Annotated in this window: 19 protein-coding genes and 1 pseudogene; 11 read left to right on the forward strand and 9 right to left on the reverse strand. The window is 47.0% G+C overall.

Annotation, left to right across the window (positions count from 1 at the left end):
* Nucleotides 1–232: 232 nt before the first annotated feature.
* The 3 genes from PPG34_RS14670 (at nt 233) to PPG34_RS14680 (ending at nt 1,389) form a co-directional block, all read left to right on the forward strand.
* Nucleotides 233–601 (forward strand): EthD domain-containing protein, encoded by a 369-nt coding sequence (locus PPG34_RS14670; RefSeq protein ID WP_313834163.1) that lies wholly within the window; start codon nt 233–235, stop codon nt 599–601.
* 123 nt (nt 602–724) lie between these two features.
* Nucleotides 725–1,066 (forward strand): type II toxin-antitoxin system RelE/ParE family toxin, encoded by a 342-nt coding sequence (locus PPG34_RS14675; protein WP_313834164.1) that lies wholly within the window; start codon nt 725–727, stop codon nt 1,064–1,066.
* On the forward strand, nt 1,063–1,389 hold the full coding sequence (locus PPG34_RS14680) for a helix-turn-helix domain-containing protein (protein WP_313834165.1): 327 nt from the start codon (nt 1,063–1,065) through the stop codon (nt 1,387–1,389). The genes PPG34_RS14675 and PPG34_RS14680 overlap by 4 nt, the downstream gene beginning before the upstream one ends.
* Nucleotides 1,390–1,432: 43 nt before the next feature.
* Here PPG34_RS14680 and PPG34_RS14685 read toward each other — a convergent pair whose 3' ends face one another.
* Both PPG34_RS14685 and PPG34_RS18395 read right to left on the reverse strand, forming a co-directional pair.
* The gene (locus PPG34_RS14685) at nt 1,433–1,699 is read right to left on the reverse strand and encodes a HigA family addiction module antitoxin (RefSeq protein ID WP_313834166.1); all 267 of its coding nucleotides are present in this window, start codon (nt 1,697–1,699) and stop codon (nt 1,433–1,435) included.
* A gap of 21 nt (nt 1,700–1,720) precedes the next feature.
* Nucleotides 1,721–2,014 carry a type II toxin-antitoxin system RelE/ParE family toxin gene (locus PPG34_RS18395; protein ID WP_420888072.1) on the reverse strand — a complete coding sequence of 98 codons (294 nt, stop codon included), beginning with the start codon at nt 2,012–2,014 and terminating at the stop codon, nt 1,721–1,723.
* Nucleotides 2,015–2,376: 362 nt separating this feature from the next.
* On the opposite strand from PPG34_RS18395, the gene PPG34_RS14690 reads away from it, so the two are divergent.
* The 3 genes from PPG34_RS14690 (at nt 2,377) to PPG34_RS14700 (ending at nt 6,101) form a co-directional block, all read left to right on the forward strand.
* Nucleotides 2,377–2,787: a VOC family protein gene (locus PPG34_RS14690; RefSeq protein ID WP_313834167.1), complete on the forward strand. Its 411-nt coding sequence runs from the start codon at nt 2,377–2,379 to the stop codon at nt 2,785–2,787.
* 576 nt (nt 2,788–3,363) lie between these two features.
* Nucleotides 3,364–4,170 (forward strand): PEP-CTERM sorting domain-containing protein, encoded by an 807-nt coding sequence (locus PPG34_RS14695; protein WP_313834168.1) that lies wholly within the window; start codon nt 3,364–3,366, stop codon nt 4,168–4,170.
* A gap of 614 nt (nt 4,171–4,784) precedes the next feature.
* Nucleotides 4,785–6,101: a hypothetical protein gene (locus PPG34_RS14700; protein ID WP_313834169.1), complete on the forward strand. Its 1,317-nt coding sequence runs from the start codon at nt 4,785–4,787 to the stop codon at nt 6,099–6,101.
* A 172-nt stretch (nt 6,102–6,273) separates the two neighbouring features.
* Here the strand turns inward: PPG34_RS14700 and PPG34_RS14705 are convergent, their stop codons facing one another.
* Both PPG34_RS14705 and PPG34_RS14710 read right to left on the reverse strand, forming a co-directional pair.
* Nucleotides 6,274–6,756 carry a hypothetical protein gene (locus PPG34_RS14705; protein WP_313834170.1) on the reverse strand — a complete coding sequence of 161 codons (483 nt, stop codon included), beginning with the start codon at nt 6,754–6,756 and terminating at the stop codon, nt 6,274–6,276.
* 102 nt (nt 6,757–6,858) lie between these two features.
* Nucleotides 6,859–7,317, reverse strand: coding sequence for a group I truncated hemoglobin (locus PPG34_RS14710; protein ID WP_313834171.1), 459 nt, complete (start codon nt 7,315–7,317; stop codon nt 6,859–6,861).
* Between the two features lie 109 nt (nt 7,318–7,426).
* On the opposite strand from PPG34_RS14710, the gene PPG34_RS14715 reads away from it, so the two are divergent.
* From PPG34_RS14715 to PPG34_RS14730, 4 genes are all read left to right on the forward strand, one after another.
* Complete coding sequence (locus PPG34_RS14715; protein WP_313834172.1) at nt 7,427–7,990, forward strand: MarR family winged helix-turn-helix transcriptional regulator; 564 nt, start codon at nt 7,427–7,429, stop codon at nt 7,988–7,990.
* A gap of 101 nt (nt 7,991–8,091) precedes the next feature.
* Nucleotides 8,092–8,487 (forward strand): nuclear transport factor 2 family protein, encoded by a 396-nt coding sequence (locus PPG34_RS14720; RefSeq protein WP_313834173.1) that lies wholly within the window; start codon nt 8,092–8,094, stop codon nt 8,485–8,487.
* A 181-nt stretch (nt 8,488–8,668) separates the two neighbouring features.
* On the forward strand, nt 8,669–9,040 hold the full coding sequence (locus PPG34_RS14725) for a hypothetical protein (protein WP_313834174.1): 372 nt from the start codon (nt 8,669–8,671) through the stop codon (nt 9,038–9,040).
* Between the two features lie 247 nt (nt 9,041–9,287).
* The gene (locus PPG34_RS14730) at nt 9,288–9,500 is read left to right on the forward strand and encodes a hypothetical protein (protein ID WP_313834175.1); all 213 of its coding nucleotides are present in this window, start codon (nt 9,288–9,290) and stop codon (nt 9,498–9,500) included.
* Between the two features lie 32 nt (nt 9,501–9,532).
* Here the strand turns inward: PPG34_RS14730 and PPG34_RS14735 are convergent, their stop codons facing one another.
* From PPG34_RS14735 to PPG34_RS14745, 4 genes and pseudogenes are all read right to left on the reverse strand, one after another.
* Nucleotides 9,533–9,934 carry a hypothetical protein gene (locus tag PPG34_RS14735; RefSeq protein ID WP_313834176.1) on the reverse strand — a complete coding sequence of 134 codons (402 nt, stop codon included), beginning with the start codon at nt 9,932–9,934 and terminating at the stop codon, nt 9,533–9,535.
* The gene (locus PPG34_RS14740; RefSeq protein WP_313834177.1) at nt 9,931–10,779 is read right to left on the reverse strand and encodes a transporter substrate-binding domain-containing protein; all 849 of its coding nucleotides are present in this window, start codon (nt 10,777–10,779) and stop codon (nt 9,931–9,933) included. The genes PPG34_RS14735 and PPG34_RS14740 overlap by 4 nt, the downstream gene beginning before the upstream one ends.
* A gap of 209 nt (nt 10,780–10,988) precedes the next feature.
* Nucleotides 10,989–11,144 (reverse strand): annotated as a pseudogene (locus tag PPG34_RS18400) (ferritin family protein); the annotation flags it as partial.
* A 283-nt stretch (nt 11,145–11,427) separates the two neighbouring features.
* On the reverse strand, nt 11,428–12,342 hold the full coding sequence (locus PPG34_RS14745; RefSeq protein WP_313834178.1) for a hypothetical protein: 915 nt from the start codon (nt 12,340–12,342) through the stop codon (nt 11,428–11,430).
* Nucleotides 12,343–12,823: 481 nt separating this feature from the next.
* Between PPG34_RS14745 and PPG34_RS14750 the strand changes: the two genes are divergently transcribed.
* Entirely contained in the window at nt 12,824–13,129 is a 306-nt protein-coding gene (locus tag PPG34_RS14750) for a hypothetical protein (protein ID WP_313834179.1), read from the forward strand.
* A 295-nt stretch (nt 13,130–13,424) separates the two neighbouring features.
* On the opposite strand, the gene PPG34_RS14755 is transcribed toward PPG34_RS14750, so the two are convergent.
* A complete protein-coding gene (locus PPG34_RS14755; protein ID WP_313834180.1) occupies nt 13,425–14,033 on the reverse strand; it encodes a class I SAM-dependent methyltransferase in 609 nt (202 codons plus the stop codon).
* Between the last annotated feature and the right edge of the window lie 318 nt (nt 14,034–14,351).

The raw sequence follows: 14,351 nt of genomic DNA on the forward strand, positions 1-14,351 counted from the left end.
AAAAAGATATTTATTTAGCACTCTAAGGGTGCTTGTTTGAGAATTCCTGATCTTGGCCTGACCTATTGTAATCTTTTCCGAGGTTTCGTGAACAGAGTCATAGAGTATAGGAAAAAACAAGAAAGGGGCACGATTAGCAATAACATATGCGGCCTAGCAATTATCCCGAAAACAGGGCATTTATATCTTAGGCCGTTCAGGAAAATCCAAAACCTCAAAGGAGTCTATTGGCATGATCAAATTTGTGATGTGTTTACGCTGGAAATCAGGTATGACTCGCGAGGAATTTCAAGAGTATTGGATACATCAGCATGGCCCGTTCTTTATGAAAAACGCTGCCACGATGAGGGCAAAGAAATATGTGCAATCGCTGACGGTCGATACACCGCTAAACGAAGGGCTTAGGAATTCGAGAGGCATGTTGCCGGAATATGATGGTGTCGCCGAGGTGTGGTTTGACTCAGAACAAGACGTTATGGCGGCCATGAATACCCCGGAAGGGCAGAAACTCAGCGCCGCACTCCTCGAAGATGAGGGGAAGTTTATCGACCACTCCCAATCATCGGCCTTCATTTTGAAGGAGCATGCGCTTTCAGAATAGAAAACCTTTCTCGCTTTTTTCTTCCAACTACGGCTATTAGCCCTGAATTACTCCACCGGCCACTTATCACAAAATCTTCTCTTTCTTGATTGACAAATGATGGTAAATATACCATCATTATCTATGGCACGTCGAATCTCATGGATTAAGGCTGCGCAGAAGGCCTTTCTTGGTTTTCCACTCGATGCGCAGGACCAGATTTTGACCGCGCTTCGTCTGGCGGCGACCGGGAGAAAGGCCGATATCGCGAAACCGTTAAAAGGGTTTGGTTCGGGGATTCTAGAAGTTGCCCTCGCGCATAGAGGCGATGCCTATCGCACGGTGTATGCGGTTCAATTTGGTGATGACTTGTGGGTCATCCATGCGTTTAAGAAGAAGTCCTCGCAGGGAATTAAGACGCCGAAGAAAGACCTGGATGTCATTGAAGAGCGGATCAAGCATTTAAAAAGGGAGTTGCGATCATGAAAAAAGATAAACTCGAAGTCGTCAGAGGAAGCGATAACCCGTTTCGTGACATTGGTTCGCCCAATGCGGATACGAAGCTCTTAAAAGCTGATCTGAGTGGAAAGATTATTGATATTCTGGATAAAAAAGGATGGTCGCAACGGCAAGCCTCTAAAGAGACTGGCATTGATCAAGCCGATATTTGCCGGATTCGAAATGCCGATCTTAAAGGCTTTACCATCGACCGGCTGGTTAAGATTCTGAATAACCTCAACTATACCGTTGAGGTCACGGTCCGTCCGAACCGCCGTCGTACTCGCGTCGCGGTTCATGCGTCAGTGTAAGAGCGAAGACGCCATGTCCTATCAAGGCGTCCTGCCTTTTCCCTTAGGCAGATTTTCGTCGTTTGGTTGCTTGGTCCAAATCGTACGTGGCCTGGAGATTCATCCACAGCTTGGCTGATGTCCCCAAGACTTTGGCTAAATCTAATGCCGCATCCGCCGTAACCCCGCGCTTGCCTTTGATGAATTCATTCACTCGAGTTCGTGTCCACCCTATTTTTTGCGCAAATTGCGATTGATTCATTCCTGCAGGTTCGAGAAATTCCTCTAACAACATTTCCCCAGGGTGAAATGGATTTTTGGGTTGGTTCATAGCCATCCTCCGCATGCCAGTCTATTTATGATAGTCAAGAATTTGTACGTTGAAAGCATTGCCACCTTCCCAACGAAATACCACTCGCCATTGATCATTGATCCGAATAGAATGATGACCCTTTAGCTTTCCCTTTAGCGCCTCAAGTCTGTTTCCCGGGGGGACTCGCAAGTCTTTCAGTTCTGCCGCATCATGTAGATATAGGAGTTTTCTTCTCGTGATGCGCCTCAATTCTGACGAAAAACGCCTTGTGGCTGATGAATGGACATCGTGAAATAGGTCCTGAGCTAGCTGATTTCCAAACTGTTCGATCATTGTATCATGTTATCGGAATATGACAACTCCTTCAATAGCTATGTCGTCATGATAGTTGCGCTGGGAGGAAATTCAGAGGCCTGGAGCAGATTTGCAGTTTCTTTATGAAACATGGCGGCGATTTGCGGGCTAGAAAATATGTGCCGCGCTCCTCGAAGATGAGGGGAATTTTCTCGATCGCTCCCAATCGTCGGCCTTCATGGTGAAAGAGCATGAGCTGTAAGTGAAGAAACGGTTCCCGACCTCTTTCTAACCCCCTTTTGCGTGTCCTTTACTTTATGTTGAATGAACGGTAGGTTCTTTTTTTCGTTAGGTGAATGCGCTGTAGTTCTTCTGGTCGCTCGTACACGGATAGTATTCACATGTTTCAGATCAAAGGACTCGATCACATCGTTATACGCGCTCAGGACGCCGAGGCTTTGGTTACGTTCTATTGTGACGTCCTCGGATGCGTCGTCGAACGCAAGACTTCTCCTGAATTTGGGATTGTTCAGTTGCGTGCCGGTCGTTCTTTGATTGATATTGTGGCGGTTGACAGCGAGATTGGGCGGATGGGTGGTGGACCCCCCGGAAAAGGGAACCGAAACATGGACCACTTCTGTGTCCGTTTGGAGACTTTCGATGAGGACACCATTCGCGAGCACCTCAAGCATTACGGGGTCGTCGGTAGCCAACTGGAAACACGCTACGGGGCTGAAGGGAATGGGCCGTCCATCTATATCCAAGACCCGGAAGGCAATACGGTCGAACTCAAAGGGCCTCCGACTGACTAACCACGACCGATCACGATGTACTGGTTAGGCAATGTCTCTTTGCAAATCTCGCCGTTAAAACCCTCCACCTGGAGTTCGCCATGACTTTCTCGTGAGGGAGTCGCTGCGAAACAGAGACCCTAGGGTGAAAAACCTAGGTACAGGGCCTGCAATAACACACTTCCCTTCAGCTAATTCTTGAAGCCTTCTCCCCAAACATTTTTTCTCCGAAAATTATAAGAAAATACAAAAAGATATCTTCCTCCAAGTAGATCAACGGCGATTAACCTCAATTCTTCATGCCCAACCTGGCAATTTTTTCAGTTGATACCACGGGAAACCGATAAAAATGGTAACCATTCAAGTGGCTTGGAATTGGCCATACAAAATCCTTTGGGTAATTTTCGAGGAAGAGACTAACAGGGGACACGTCTCAAAATAAGGCTTTTTATGGGAGCACGGAAGCCGGGCGTATGACTTCGCAGTGTTGGGTGCAATAAATGGTGAATTGAATTTGGGGCTGAAACCGACATTTCGGAAAAAGAAGGTTTTGGGAAATATCCGAGAACTGATTGTCACATGACGAGGAGAGACCAAATGAAACAAACTTTATGGAGTGTAGGATTTTGCTTAGCCTTGGTTGGTCTTACTGCCAATCCGGCGAAAGGGGTAACCTTGGATTTTGAAAGTTTGTTGCACGGAGATGTCGTGAGAAACCAATTTGCCAGTTCTGGGGTGACTGTCAGCGTCTCCAATCCTAACGAGAGTAATGACATGTTTGACCTGGGGGTTATCTTTAATGCCGATCCTCTGGCCCACCCAGGAATCTCCGATGATGACCTTCAAGGGCCAAATTGGTCTACCGGCAATCTAAGCACAAACACGGTCTTGGGAAACATTTTGATCATTCAAGAAAACCTAAACAACCGACCCTTGGGCTCCGATTACGAAACCGATTCAAGCGGGCAAGTGGTCAAGATTACCGATCCCCTTAAGGTCGATGATGAAGGGAGAAGACCAGCGGGGTCTATTTTCTTTGATTTCACCTCTAACATTACGAATTTTGGGTTTGATTTGGTGGACATTGAACAAGTCAGCGCCGATCTCGGTGCGGTGCGTTTTTTCAGTGACAGCAGTTCAGTTACTCCAATACTCGATATCGACTTGAACACGCTCCTTACCGCCAACAGTGCTGTGGTTGGGAATAATTCTATCAATCGGATTGCTCCCATCGATTTGACAGGTTTGGGAGCTATTCGACGAGCAGAGGTAAAATTTGGTGGATCTGGAGGGTTGGATAATGTCACTGCTGATGCCGTTCCCGAACCTAGCACGGTTTTATTAATGGGCTCTGGCCTGGCGGGGCTAGCCTGGTGGCGCTGGCGAAGAAAATCATCCTCCTAAAATAAAGTTGAAGTGGACGAAGAGGAGGCCATGATGGCGAATTCGATTAGGTCACCGAACCAAAATGTGGCCCTCGAGGTGAGACACTCGTTAGTGAAAAAGGCCAGGTAGCTGTCCTTCCATGATTTTTTATCCAAGCCTAGAATGTGTTCCTGCAGGACTTAAACCAAAATTCGTTTGAACCACCCCAGGTACTCTATCACAAGCACGCAACCTGATCCCTTTTCCTCTGCTGAGCGATTCCCCGGACTGAGCGTGAAGATCAAGGCGCTGGTGACAATGGCGATTCAAAATAGAAATAGGGATCAAATCTTTTGTTGAGAGTTTTGGGTTTTGGCTCAGGCTTGAGTTAAGCCCTTTTGTCATCCCGAGTCGCGTGAGCCGGTTTGGTTGAGACTGGATTCATAGCCTCACATGCCGGTTGATGTTTATCGAAGACCAGGCCAATTGAATTACTACGTGTGAAATTAAGACCTGACGCCACCCCCGCCCCCTCCACCTTACAAGGCAAGATCCCGGAACGGTTCATTGACTATTTGATCGTGTTTTCCCAACAATAGGTGCCGCGAGCGCGTGGAAATTCCTATCCATTCTTTTCGATGAGGGAGCGCATTATGTTGCATATGTTTCAAAAGATTCGCCAATCACTCACCGGCAATCATTCCTCCTCTACCTTTTTTCAACTACCTCTTTTTATGACAGGCAACGTATTTGTCTGTCCTTTGATCTTCGCGATCGGATTTTTTCTGCAAGCCCTGTTGTTCCCTATACCGGCGATTTCGCAACCGCAAGAGATTTTCCCTGAGGGTGATCAAGAATATTTTCAAGCCCTCCTGGCACTCGAAAATGACAAGGAGTACAAAAAATTCTTGCTGGAAAGTGTTTCTTACGCTGATGGCAAGAAAGTGGAATATCGTGATTATAAAGGGGTCAGGCCTACTGGCGATGAAACAGGAGCCGAATCTGCTGATACGAGGGAGAATGCCGGTCATTTTGGAAAACCTACATACGATGCCTTGCGCAACATGGATTGGTTCAGGAAAAACAATTATCAAAATTTCATCCGAAATGTTGGTCAGAATATTTACCCGGTCATCATTGCGAGTGACTATGAACCAGGGAAAGAGGGGGTCGGCAGCTCCTATTACTTGTATCGAAGGGGCCATCCTGTCAAAACGGTCACGCCTACTTCAGTCATGTATGAGATGGAAAAAATTCTTGCCCACATCCCAATGGGCGTCTTCATTCTAATCTCTCCCTACTTTGATAATGTGGCCGATCGACCCGAGGGGTGGGAAGCACCGCTTATTGAATATAAACAACATGTTGAACATATCAAAGGGCTTTTGGAAAAAAGTGATTCGCATCACGCGACATCGATCAGAGCCATACAGATGTTAGATCTGGTGAATCACTATTTACAGGACTGTATTGAAAATGGTGCTGGTGATGAACAGTCGTATAGTGCGTTTGCTCATCGAATAATCCCCTACGTTGCGGAGGCCATGAAAGCCGCCGTGGAATTGCAAGTGCAAGCGGGGGTGCGCGCCATGAGCCAATGGAAACAAGAGTTAGGTCCGCAAGAATGGGACAAGCTTCATGTGTTAATTCCCGTGGTGTGGCCCGTGGCGGAAGGCAATCCGCGACGGCAGATTTTTGAACATCTCATGATACCTGAGCGGGCGAAAACAAACATCTTTGAGGTTCATGCACGATCGCATGATGAGGCCCGAACGACATTAGGCAGAATTAAAGGGGATTCGGTGATGGCGAATCTCACATTCGATAAGAGTACCCCCTTTGGCATGGGGAGTTACCTGCGTTTATCATCGCCAACCGATCTCGTTCAGGGGGTCACGGCCGAAGAATTGAAGAAGTACCCTAAACCCAAGGCAAATCATCTCCCTATGAACACACCCGACAGCGATTAAGAAAAGGATTATTTTATAGAGAACCCAGGGTCAGCAACCGTTGCTGACTCTAAACCCGCTTCTCGAAGATTAAGGGAAGTTTATCGATTACTCCGAATCATCGGCTTTCATTGTGAATGAGTATGAGCTGTAGGATAAGAAAACGTTTCTGCTCCCTGGTCTTTCTCTCGCGTTAAGATTTGGCTTCTTCGTCTTTAGGGCGCTCAGGAGAGGAGCAAGTGGGACAAACCTTCTTCAGGCTTTCCTCGAACGGACCCGTACATTCGGAATGTGCGGAAGCATACCATGGCACCGTTTGTTCAGTACTCGACCCTTTCGGGGTATCATTGATCAGCTCAATCGCCAGTGGAACCATGCCATGTTGCTGGATTGAGTTGGGTCTATCGTCGGGGCTGAGCCTATCCGAATACGCGAGTCTCACCTCAATGATCCAGGGCTCCGGGGGGAAGAGCATCTTATGAAAGATCCGTTGGAAGGCCAGTATTTCTCCTGATTCATAAATTCGAAAGATGCGTGGTTCTGGTGCACGCCCGTTGCACGGACAATTGTTTAACGGAGACTCATCGATACGGCTTGTGTATGCCGTTGCCGAACTTGGATCAAATGCATAGGCTTGATCGAACCACGGTTTGTAGGAATGTCGATCATATGTCATGACATGTAGACATTCACTCACCAAGTACGTCGCCGTTGATCTGGAAAAAGCCTCTCGCAGGATCTCTTCGTCTGCAAGAGGCCAATTCGCTTTGCATTATCATTATGGAATTTCAACAATATCCGATTTCATTGGTCCAAGCAGACTTAACAATTCCGCTTGTTCGGCTTTGGGCACGTTTAGCGTATTCAGGGCGGCGACCAGATCGCTCACGAGCGCTGAAAACTCCGCATTCGTAATGCCCATCCCCTTATGCGTGGTGATCATATCCCTCCCAGAGTAGGTGCACGGTCCATCTGTAGCTGCACAGACTTGATCCACCAGGTGTCCCTTTAATCGCGGGATATTCGTCGTGGCAAAGCGACCATTAATTCGATTGTCCTTGCTGACATTCCCGACGAACTCATCGATGACTTTCACAATAGCGGGTTTCCCCCCTAACCGGTTGTACAAAGAATCCGTCATCTTACCAACGGGGGGTTCGGTCGAGGTACAGGCTGCTGAGGTGAGCCATACCCCGATGATCACGCTGGCTTGAACTGTTCTCATGAATGCATGCATGTTTTTGCCTCCTTGTGAGTATATGATTAATAGTATCGAATCGATACAATTAACTATCGCAGAGGATTGGGTATTTGTCAAATTTGTATCGAGGCGATACAATTCATTCATGAATGTCGGGGATGTACAAGACCTGTTAGAAAGACTGAACAACCTTCTTCGGATGGAGGCGCGGACCTTTGGACTGAAATATGGATTGTTACCCGTCCAAATCGAGGCCCTGACTTACCTGACACGATGCAATCGCTATTCAGATACGCCACAAGCGGTCACGGAGTATTTGGGGCTGACAAAAGGAACCGTCTCACAATCCCTGAAAATCCTAGAGCACAAGGGCTTTTTAAAAAAACACCAAGACACTAAAGATAAACGGATTACCCACCTCACCCCAACCGCGAAAGGACGAAAACTTATTGAGCAATCCTTTCCAGCCAAAAGCCTGAAAGCGGCATTAGCCAAGATGAAGTCGTTACCGGTAGGAAACCTTGAGGAAAGCCTGCGAACGCTCTTGCGCGAGATGCAGTACATCAATAGCCGTAACACATTTGCCGCTTGCCATACGTGTCGATTTAATGAACAACATCCAAATGGGTACGTGTGCGGGTTGACGAAGGAACCGTTGAGTGATCGAGAGATACAATTGATTTGTCGTGAACATGAATACCCATCATGAACGAATTGTCTTTTTATTCATGCCCATGGTTTAGTATGAAAATGCCGGCATCGGCGTTTGCTCAAACACTTGCGGCTTAGCGAAACGCCAAAGAGGACACCATGACTGAACAACGTATGGACGCTGAATTGGACTCTCCTACTCCTAAATCTCTCGTAGAACAGTGGGTGTGCGCCTTCAATAAGGCTGACGTGGAGGCTCTTGTTACTTTCTATGCCCACGATGCGGTGAATCATCAGGTGGCATTCGATCCTGTGGAGGGCAGAGAGGCCATTCGAGCAATGTTTCAACGGGAATTTGCGAACGCCACGATGACCTGTCTAGTTGAAAATCTGTTTGAGGATGGTGAATGGGCTATCTTGGAATGGCGTGATCCATTAGGGCTACGGGGATGTGGCTTTTTTCATGTTGTTGGTGGCAAGATCCAATTTCAGCGAGGGTATTGGGATCAACTAAGTTTTTTACGGCAACAAGGCCAACCCTTGCCGACCGAATAGTCTTTATCCGTCTCTCATATAACCGCGTATCTGTGAAAAGCAAAGGTGTTAGAAACCTTTGCTTGTATTCTAGAACTGCGCACCTTAGATTCGACGCAACGGTCATGGAGTTGAAGCTTCACAATGTCCTTTCCTTTTCATATCTACAACACAAAGCTCTACTGTTTCTTGAGGGGAACTAGTGCCTCAATCTAAGAAAGCACGAACACAATACATGTGTTTGTTATGCGGCATATTCTCGGAAACCGGTCCTGGTTTTTGCGCGGTCAATCTTCATGACTTCAAACAGTTGAAATTGAATGAATTGAAGAATGGATATGCGGAATCCTTTCAGAAAGGGTATGCCCATTTGTCTTGCCTCGAACAGTTTATTCCTTCCGGTGAATCTGACGAAAACAATTGTGCTGTGTGTCGTTCTGTGATTCATCAACCATCTACTGCTCTGAAACTTGCGGTGTACGTATATCGCAAACGCGGCTGTTATACCGTCATCCCTATTCATGAGAAATGTTTTCGCAAGATTAAGCAAGAACAGTTTCATCTCTTACGGTGAGATGGGTTTGGGGTCAAAACCTGGCTCCACCCCTTAATTGCAGACAAAACCGCCCATTATTTACACATCAATTTCCTTTCAAATAATCTTTTTTTGCACATTTTGGCTTTTTAATATCCATTCGATCTTGTTTGGCAAAATTTTTTGTCTTTTTTCCCCATAAAATACTGGGCCATCAAAGCGCAACGGTTCTTCATATCTACCGATAACAATCTCATTGTCTATTATGTGGCCTGTTAGGTGGAGAATGGCCAGTGAAAACACGCTGAAGGAGGGAACCGCTATGGGATTAGGTGCTATTGCTCAAAATGTTTCCACAGCAATTAACGGGTTAATCGTCAATTCGGTTTTTCAAAATTCCCGGAGTCAGGCGACACCGATTGAACAAAACCAACTGGGGCAAACCGACTCCGTCAGCATTTCCTCAAAAGCCAGGGAGCTTTCAAGCAAGTCCAAATAATAATAGGCCGCGTGCGAATCCTATCATGGGCCTTACCTTCCAAAGTCGAATTCAAATACTTTAAAGCCGGACTGGTCTTCTCGGGTTGATAAATCAAACGTCGAAGATCCCCCTGCTCCCTGTCGCGGGTACAAATCTACGTCGCGGAGCTCCATCGAACGGGACGGTTCTGGGCCAGCATCTGTACGCCATTCTATTTGTGGCGAAGCTGGGGCCCGCCACGCATTAGGATTAGGGGGAGGTTGACGCCATTTCGAGGACTTGAAGACTTGGTCAGAGAAATCGGAGCGATAGGCACTCTGATCGGGCAAGTGAGACAAGGTGGTTGCCTGTTGAATTTTTTCCGATGCGAGAAGCAACGGGATGAGGAGCACCAATCCCCACACCAGGTTGATGGGGGCAGGCGGTTCGAGGCAAAGACGATGGGCCGTCATTTGCCTGACCCGACTTCTGCTCGCCAATCCACCGACTCAAACCAATAGTTCTGCGTGGAATCCAACCACCCGTCTGCCTCATGCGCGGTGATCCAAGCGTTGAGGAAATTCAAAAAATCCTGGTTTCCGTGATTGACGGCAAAACCGGCATAGGTTTGGAGTAAAGGGCGAGATAAGGGTTCATCGACTTTTTGAGGATGATCGATGGCCAAAAATGTCGGAATGGGATTGTGTTCAACATACCCGTGCACTTCGCCTTCCAACAGCGCATGAATCGCTTCTTGACTATTGGCGTACAGTGTAAGATTGGCCTTAGGAAATACCCGACCCACCAAGTCTGCCGATACCGTTTTCGAAATGGCTGCCAGATTAATCGCAGAATGGTTGAGGTCCTTGAGCCCGGTAAAATCCTTCGTGAGTCGAATATTGGTGGCTAACCCTACACCCGAATTGGCATAAGGCTGACTGAAGCTGACTTGCAGTGCCCGTTGGGGGGTGATGGTGATCCCCGCCACGATGATATCAATATTCTTTTTGTGCAGGGCCGGAATGATGTCTTCCCAGTCAAAGGGTTTCAATTCTACTTTCACGCCAAGGTCTTTCGCCAATTGTTTGGCCACGTCGATTTCGAACCCGATCAATTCGCCCTTCTTGTTTTTCATTGTCCAAGGCGTAAACAGCGACACGCCGACACGCAATGTCTGGGTCTCCAGGACGCGTTTCAGCGTTCCCTGATGAACCGTAGCGGTTTGATCAGCCATCAGGAATGTTGGAATACACAATAGATAGAATCCAAGCATGCCGATGACTAATCGGCGAGTGAAAGCAGAGTGGAAAACATTCATGTGCAATATCACCTTAGAAATATTGGGTAAATGAAACGTGTATAGGGTAGACCGAGGGGTTGTGATGCCAAACAAGAAAAGCACAAGTGATGGTCGGTATTGAATGACGTCATCACTGTAAAGCTTTTTGTCGTTAATTATCAAATCACTTGGTTTTCGTTCCCCTTCAATTGAATAGATGGTTTTTAGGAAATTCCCTCCTCGCAGCGTTAGTCGTGCGCCAGAGGCTTATCGGTAAACACATATTCTTTAAATTCTTTGCTGAACGTCGGGTCTTGCCGGCGGATTCACTCCAGCACCATGGCCGCATGATTTTTTTCTTCATCTCGGTTGTGGGCCAAAATAGCCTTCAACTCAGAATTTTTTTATAATTAGGGTCAGACACGAATTAATTTTCTTCCGTCGATTTGCTCTCCTGTGCTTCGCACCGAAGCATAGCAAGCCCTAACGCGGACCATCTGCCACGGTGTCCGAGGTTGTGATTTCGTCGAATCCCAGCTCATGGCTGTCGTCGACGATGATGTCCCTCAGTATAACTAAGAAGGAGGTGGTCAGGCCTTCAATGTTCTTAGTATTATTGGATCAAAAATGGTCATGGCCCTCTGCCCAAACGGGAGAGGGCCAGAAGTGGACTTTCTCGATAATCTTTTACTTCACCCCAAAGAGGTCAAAACACGTCATTTGTTGTTCATGGTTGCAAGTTGCGCGAGCCTTTCCTTTTAATCCTGCGCAATTGTCGGCAATCAATGTCGAAATACATTGGCCAAGGTTTTTAAATTGAGGTGCTGGTTCAAAATCATAGGAGGCATCGGCATTCGTGCCGGTGATGTCGACTTTGTCAAAATAGCCGATCTGTCCTTGATTAAAACTTCCTACTCCAACACTGACGGCTACAAGATCGGCCTGGCCAAAATCCGGGGTCAGTGTAGTCAACCAATCGGCTAACGTGGGACAGACCGGAGCACCACATCCACCTGCGCCATTTGGTGCTCCAAATCCGCCAGTCGTCCACCAGCCACCAACTATTTGATTAAGGTCAGATCGCATCCAGACATCTTGTGCCGGATTATTGCCAAACCCGTTTTGATACGGTTCGTAGACGAGGGTGGCAAAACAATCACCCCCAATTGTTTCATCACACACCGGGTTAAAAAAGGTTAACTTAATTGATGGAGCCGCGTTGAGATTTTGCCCGGCGTTGCTGGCTTTGTGCCACGAGTACCCAATTCCTATCGTTGGAATAATACTGGAGGCCGTTCCAAAACTATTGGCCACTGCTACTTCCGCTTTTGCGGGATTGGTCGAGTCAGTCGTTAATTTTGCCGCACCATTAGGCAAGGGTTGATTGGTTTCGAGATCCCCACCCAGTCCCGTCAGGTCCGCAATACTTGCCGTTCCCCCAATACGGACATCACTTTCAAACCATACCCCTGGGGTTGGCGGATTTGGCGTGGGATTTGGAGCGAAGCCGGTGACGGTGGTTTGAGCAAACACAGTCGAAGCGAACGCAAGGACACCGAAGAATGAAACCATGCATGGGATTGAATGAAATTTTTTCACCATGAGAACCCCTTTCTGATTAAAAGTAATCGATAAGGACTTCACAAACTCGCGCTGAACATTTCTAAAGGGAAAAGATAAATCCATGGTGACTCTAGCAGTTCTATAATTTCGACAACAATTGGGATACTTCCCTAATGGCATTCGTTGGGAATTTTGGCCCTTGGTAACGTGTAAGTAGATGGGCTTCGATCTTGCTTGACAGGTGCTGCCTATCCATTTTCCCTATCAGTCGGGCATTCATATTTTTAGTTTGTCAATGAAAGGTTCTTTACTTTTCCGCCTTTTCGAAGAAATGAGGTGGTGATCACGGTGGTCAAACCGTGACCCTTCTTTATAGAGGAAATGCCATCTCTTGTGGCGGGATTGGTAGAAAGCCCTGGAAATCGAACAATCAAGGGTATTGTTGGGTGGTTTAAGAATATTTGGCGTTGTACAATTTAAACAATTCAAAAAAGTCGGGGTTTTATCCATGGAGGTATTTATGAAATACGTTTTTACCGGATTGCTCGTTGGCATTCTTTTTAGCAGTGGTACGGTGTCTGCCCAAGAATTCCCGGATACCCGGTGTCTCACTTTGGCCAAAGAGTTTAGCGAGACTCCCGATAGCCTGACTCTCCAAGAGTTAGAGCGCTTGCGGTTTTGTGTGCAGCAGACCTTGGCACATCGCGAAAAGAATTTAAAAGGGGAAATTTTGAAGGGCACGATTATTGAGCCACCATCCCCGTCAGATGGACCAGTAGACACACCACTCCTGGCAGACCCAAAAACCTTGAAGACCATTCCATAGGTGCATTGTTAGAGGAATGGCTCGAGTTGGTGGCTATCCGGCAACGATAATTGGATTCGGAAAGTTGCAACCTATCCCTTGCTTCAAATCTTGATCTTTTCTCAGAATCCTTTAAGCACGATCTTGCCCCGTGTGCTTTGCCGAGACGAAATTTAGTATCCACGGGGTTGGCTGTCCCGGCGATGATCTTGGCGGGAAGAATCGAGGCCTTCGACTTAGGATCCCTCTAGGGGAATGTCCTGCACGGCATCTTCCAGGGCAATGGGGTCACGGCTTTTATAGTCAGTCACCCTTATCAAGAAGATATTTTCTTGCAGATAAATTGAGTGACGAAGGCTTTTCCAGTATGAAATGTCCCTTCACGTACATCCCGTTCGGTTTCTCTTTGATGAATGATTTGCTGTCCAGAAAAATAGGGAATCAGGTCATTAAGCGTGACTAGCCACTCTACGTTTTTGGGGCCGCCTGTCTCATATTGTAATTGTTTGGGATGATAGGATTCCAAAATGAAGATGCCATTTTCTTTCAGCCCCTTAAGAGATTTGCGGTAGACACGTTTCCGTGTGTTTGGATCCGTATGTGCGGAGATAGAAACAATGACGTCCCATGTTTTTTCGCCAAAATCAAAATCGTTGACATTGGCCACAATATATTCAAACGACACGCCATGTTCTCGCGCCAGTTTTTCGGCTTTTTCTTTTCCGGACGCCGATATATCAACCGCCCACACCTCATACCCTTGTTGAGCTAAAAACAGCGCATTTCTCCCTTCTCCCTCTGCCAGACAAAGAACGCAGCCCGTTGTAGGGAAATGACTGATTGAGGCTTGTAAAAATGTGTTTGGATCTGTGCCGTACACATATTCCGGCTGGCTATATCGCTCATTCCAAAACGTTTCATCCATGGTTTCCTTCTCCTTCGCAAATGGGGGATAGATCTTGCGTCAACATGGCCTTAATTCGCAACATGGTATGGTCTCATGCCTCATTATAATATGACTTGAGAAAGGAAGGCTCGGAATCTGGATAGAGTCAATGTCCGTTAGTGGGTTCCTAACCTTTTTCATGGATATCTGGCAGGGAGAGGAGGTTGCATCCTTGGTAGTGTATTATGACAAGAGAGCAGTCGCTCATTTGGAACCCTGGTTTTGGCTTGAACAGTACCGGGGGAAACGATAGGGTTGTTTCTAACGAAAGTAAAATCTCTTTTCGCAAAGGAGTTA

The organism is Candidatus Nitronereus thalassa (assembly GCF_032191465.1).
GTDB lineage: Bacteria > Nitrospirota > Nitrospiria > Nitrospirales > UBA8639 > Nitronereus > Nitronereus thalassa.

Excerpts from the sequence above, each read along its gene's own strand:
- PPG34_RS14670 (WP_313834163.1), top strand. The coding sequence starts at position 233 with ATGATCAAATTTGTGATGTGTTTACGCTGGAAATCAGGTATGACTCGC.
- PPG34_RS14675 (WP_313834164.1), top strand. The coding sequence starts at position 725 with ATGGCACGTCGAATCTCATGGATTAAGGCTGCGCAGAAGGCCTTTCTT.
- PPG34_RS14680 (WP_313834165.1), top strand. The coding sequence starts at position 1,063 with ATGAAAAAAGATAAACTCGAAGTCGTCAGAGGAAGCGATAACCCGTTT.
- PPG34_RS14685 (WP_313834166.1), bottom strand. The coding sequence starts at position 1,699 with ATGAACCAACCCAAAAATCCATTTCACCCTGGGGAAATGTTGTTAGAG.
- PPG34_RS18395 (WP_420888072.1), bottom strand. The coding sequence starts at position 2,014 with ATGATCGAACAGTTTGGAAATCAGCTAGCTCAGGACCTATTTCACGAT.
- PPG34_RS14690 (WP_313834167.1), top strand. The coding sequence starts at position 2,377 with ATGTTTCAGATCAAAGGACTCGATCACATCGTTATACGCGCTCAGGAC.
- PPG34_RS14695 (WP_313834168.1), top strand. The coding sequence starts at position 3,364 with ATGAAACAAACTTTATGGAGTGTAGGATTTTGCTTAGCCTTGGTTGGT.
- PPG34_RS14700 (WP_313834169.1), top strand. The coding sequence starts at position 4,785 with ATGTTGCATATGTTTCAAAAGATTCGCCAATCACTCACCGGCAATCAT.
- PPG34_RS14705 (WP_313834170.1), bottom strand. The coding sequence starts at position 6,756 with ATGACATATGATCGACATTCCTACAAACCGTGGTTCGATCAAGCCTAT.
- PPG34_RS14710 (WP_313834171.1), bottom strand. The coding sequence starts at position 7,317 with ATGCATGCATTCATGAGAACAGTTCAAGCCAGCGTGATCATCGGGGTA.
- PPG34_RS14715 (WP_313834172.1), top strand. The coding sequence starts at position 7,427 with ATGAATGTCGGGGATGTACAAGACCTGTTAGAAAGACTGAACAACCTT.
- PPG34_RS14720 (WP_313834173.1), top strand. The coding sequence starts at position 8,092 with ATGACTGAACAACGTATGGACGCTGAATTGGACTCTCCTACTCCTAAA.
- PPG34_RS14730 (WP_313834175.1), top strand. The coding sequence starts at position 9,288 with ATGGCCAGTGAAAACACGCTGAAGGAGGGAACCGCTATGGGATTAGGT.
- PPG34_RS14735 (WP_313834176.1), bottom strand. The coding sequence starts at position 9,934 with ATGACGGCCCATCGTCTTTGCCTCGAACCGCCTGCCCCCATCAACCTG.
- PPG34_RS14740 (WP_313834177.1), bottom strand. The coding sequence starts at position 10,779 with ATGAATGTTTTCCACTCTGCTTTCACTCGCCGATTAGTCATCGGCATG.
- PPG34_RS14745 (WP_313834178.1), bottom strand. The coding sequence starts at position 12,342 with ATGGTGAAAAAATTTCATTCAATCCCATGCATGGTTTCATTCTTCGGT.
- PPG34_RS14750 (WP_313834179.1), top strand. The coding sequence starts at position 12,824 with ATGAAATACGTTTTTACCGGATTGCTCGTTGGCATTCTTTTTAGCAGT.
- PPG34_RS14755 (WP_313834180.1), bottom strand. The coding sequence starts at position 14,033 with ATGGATGAAACGTTTTGGAATGAGCGATATAGCCAGCCGGAATATGTG.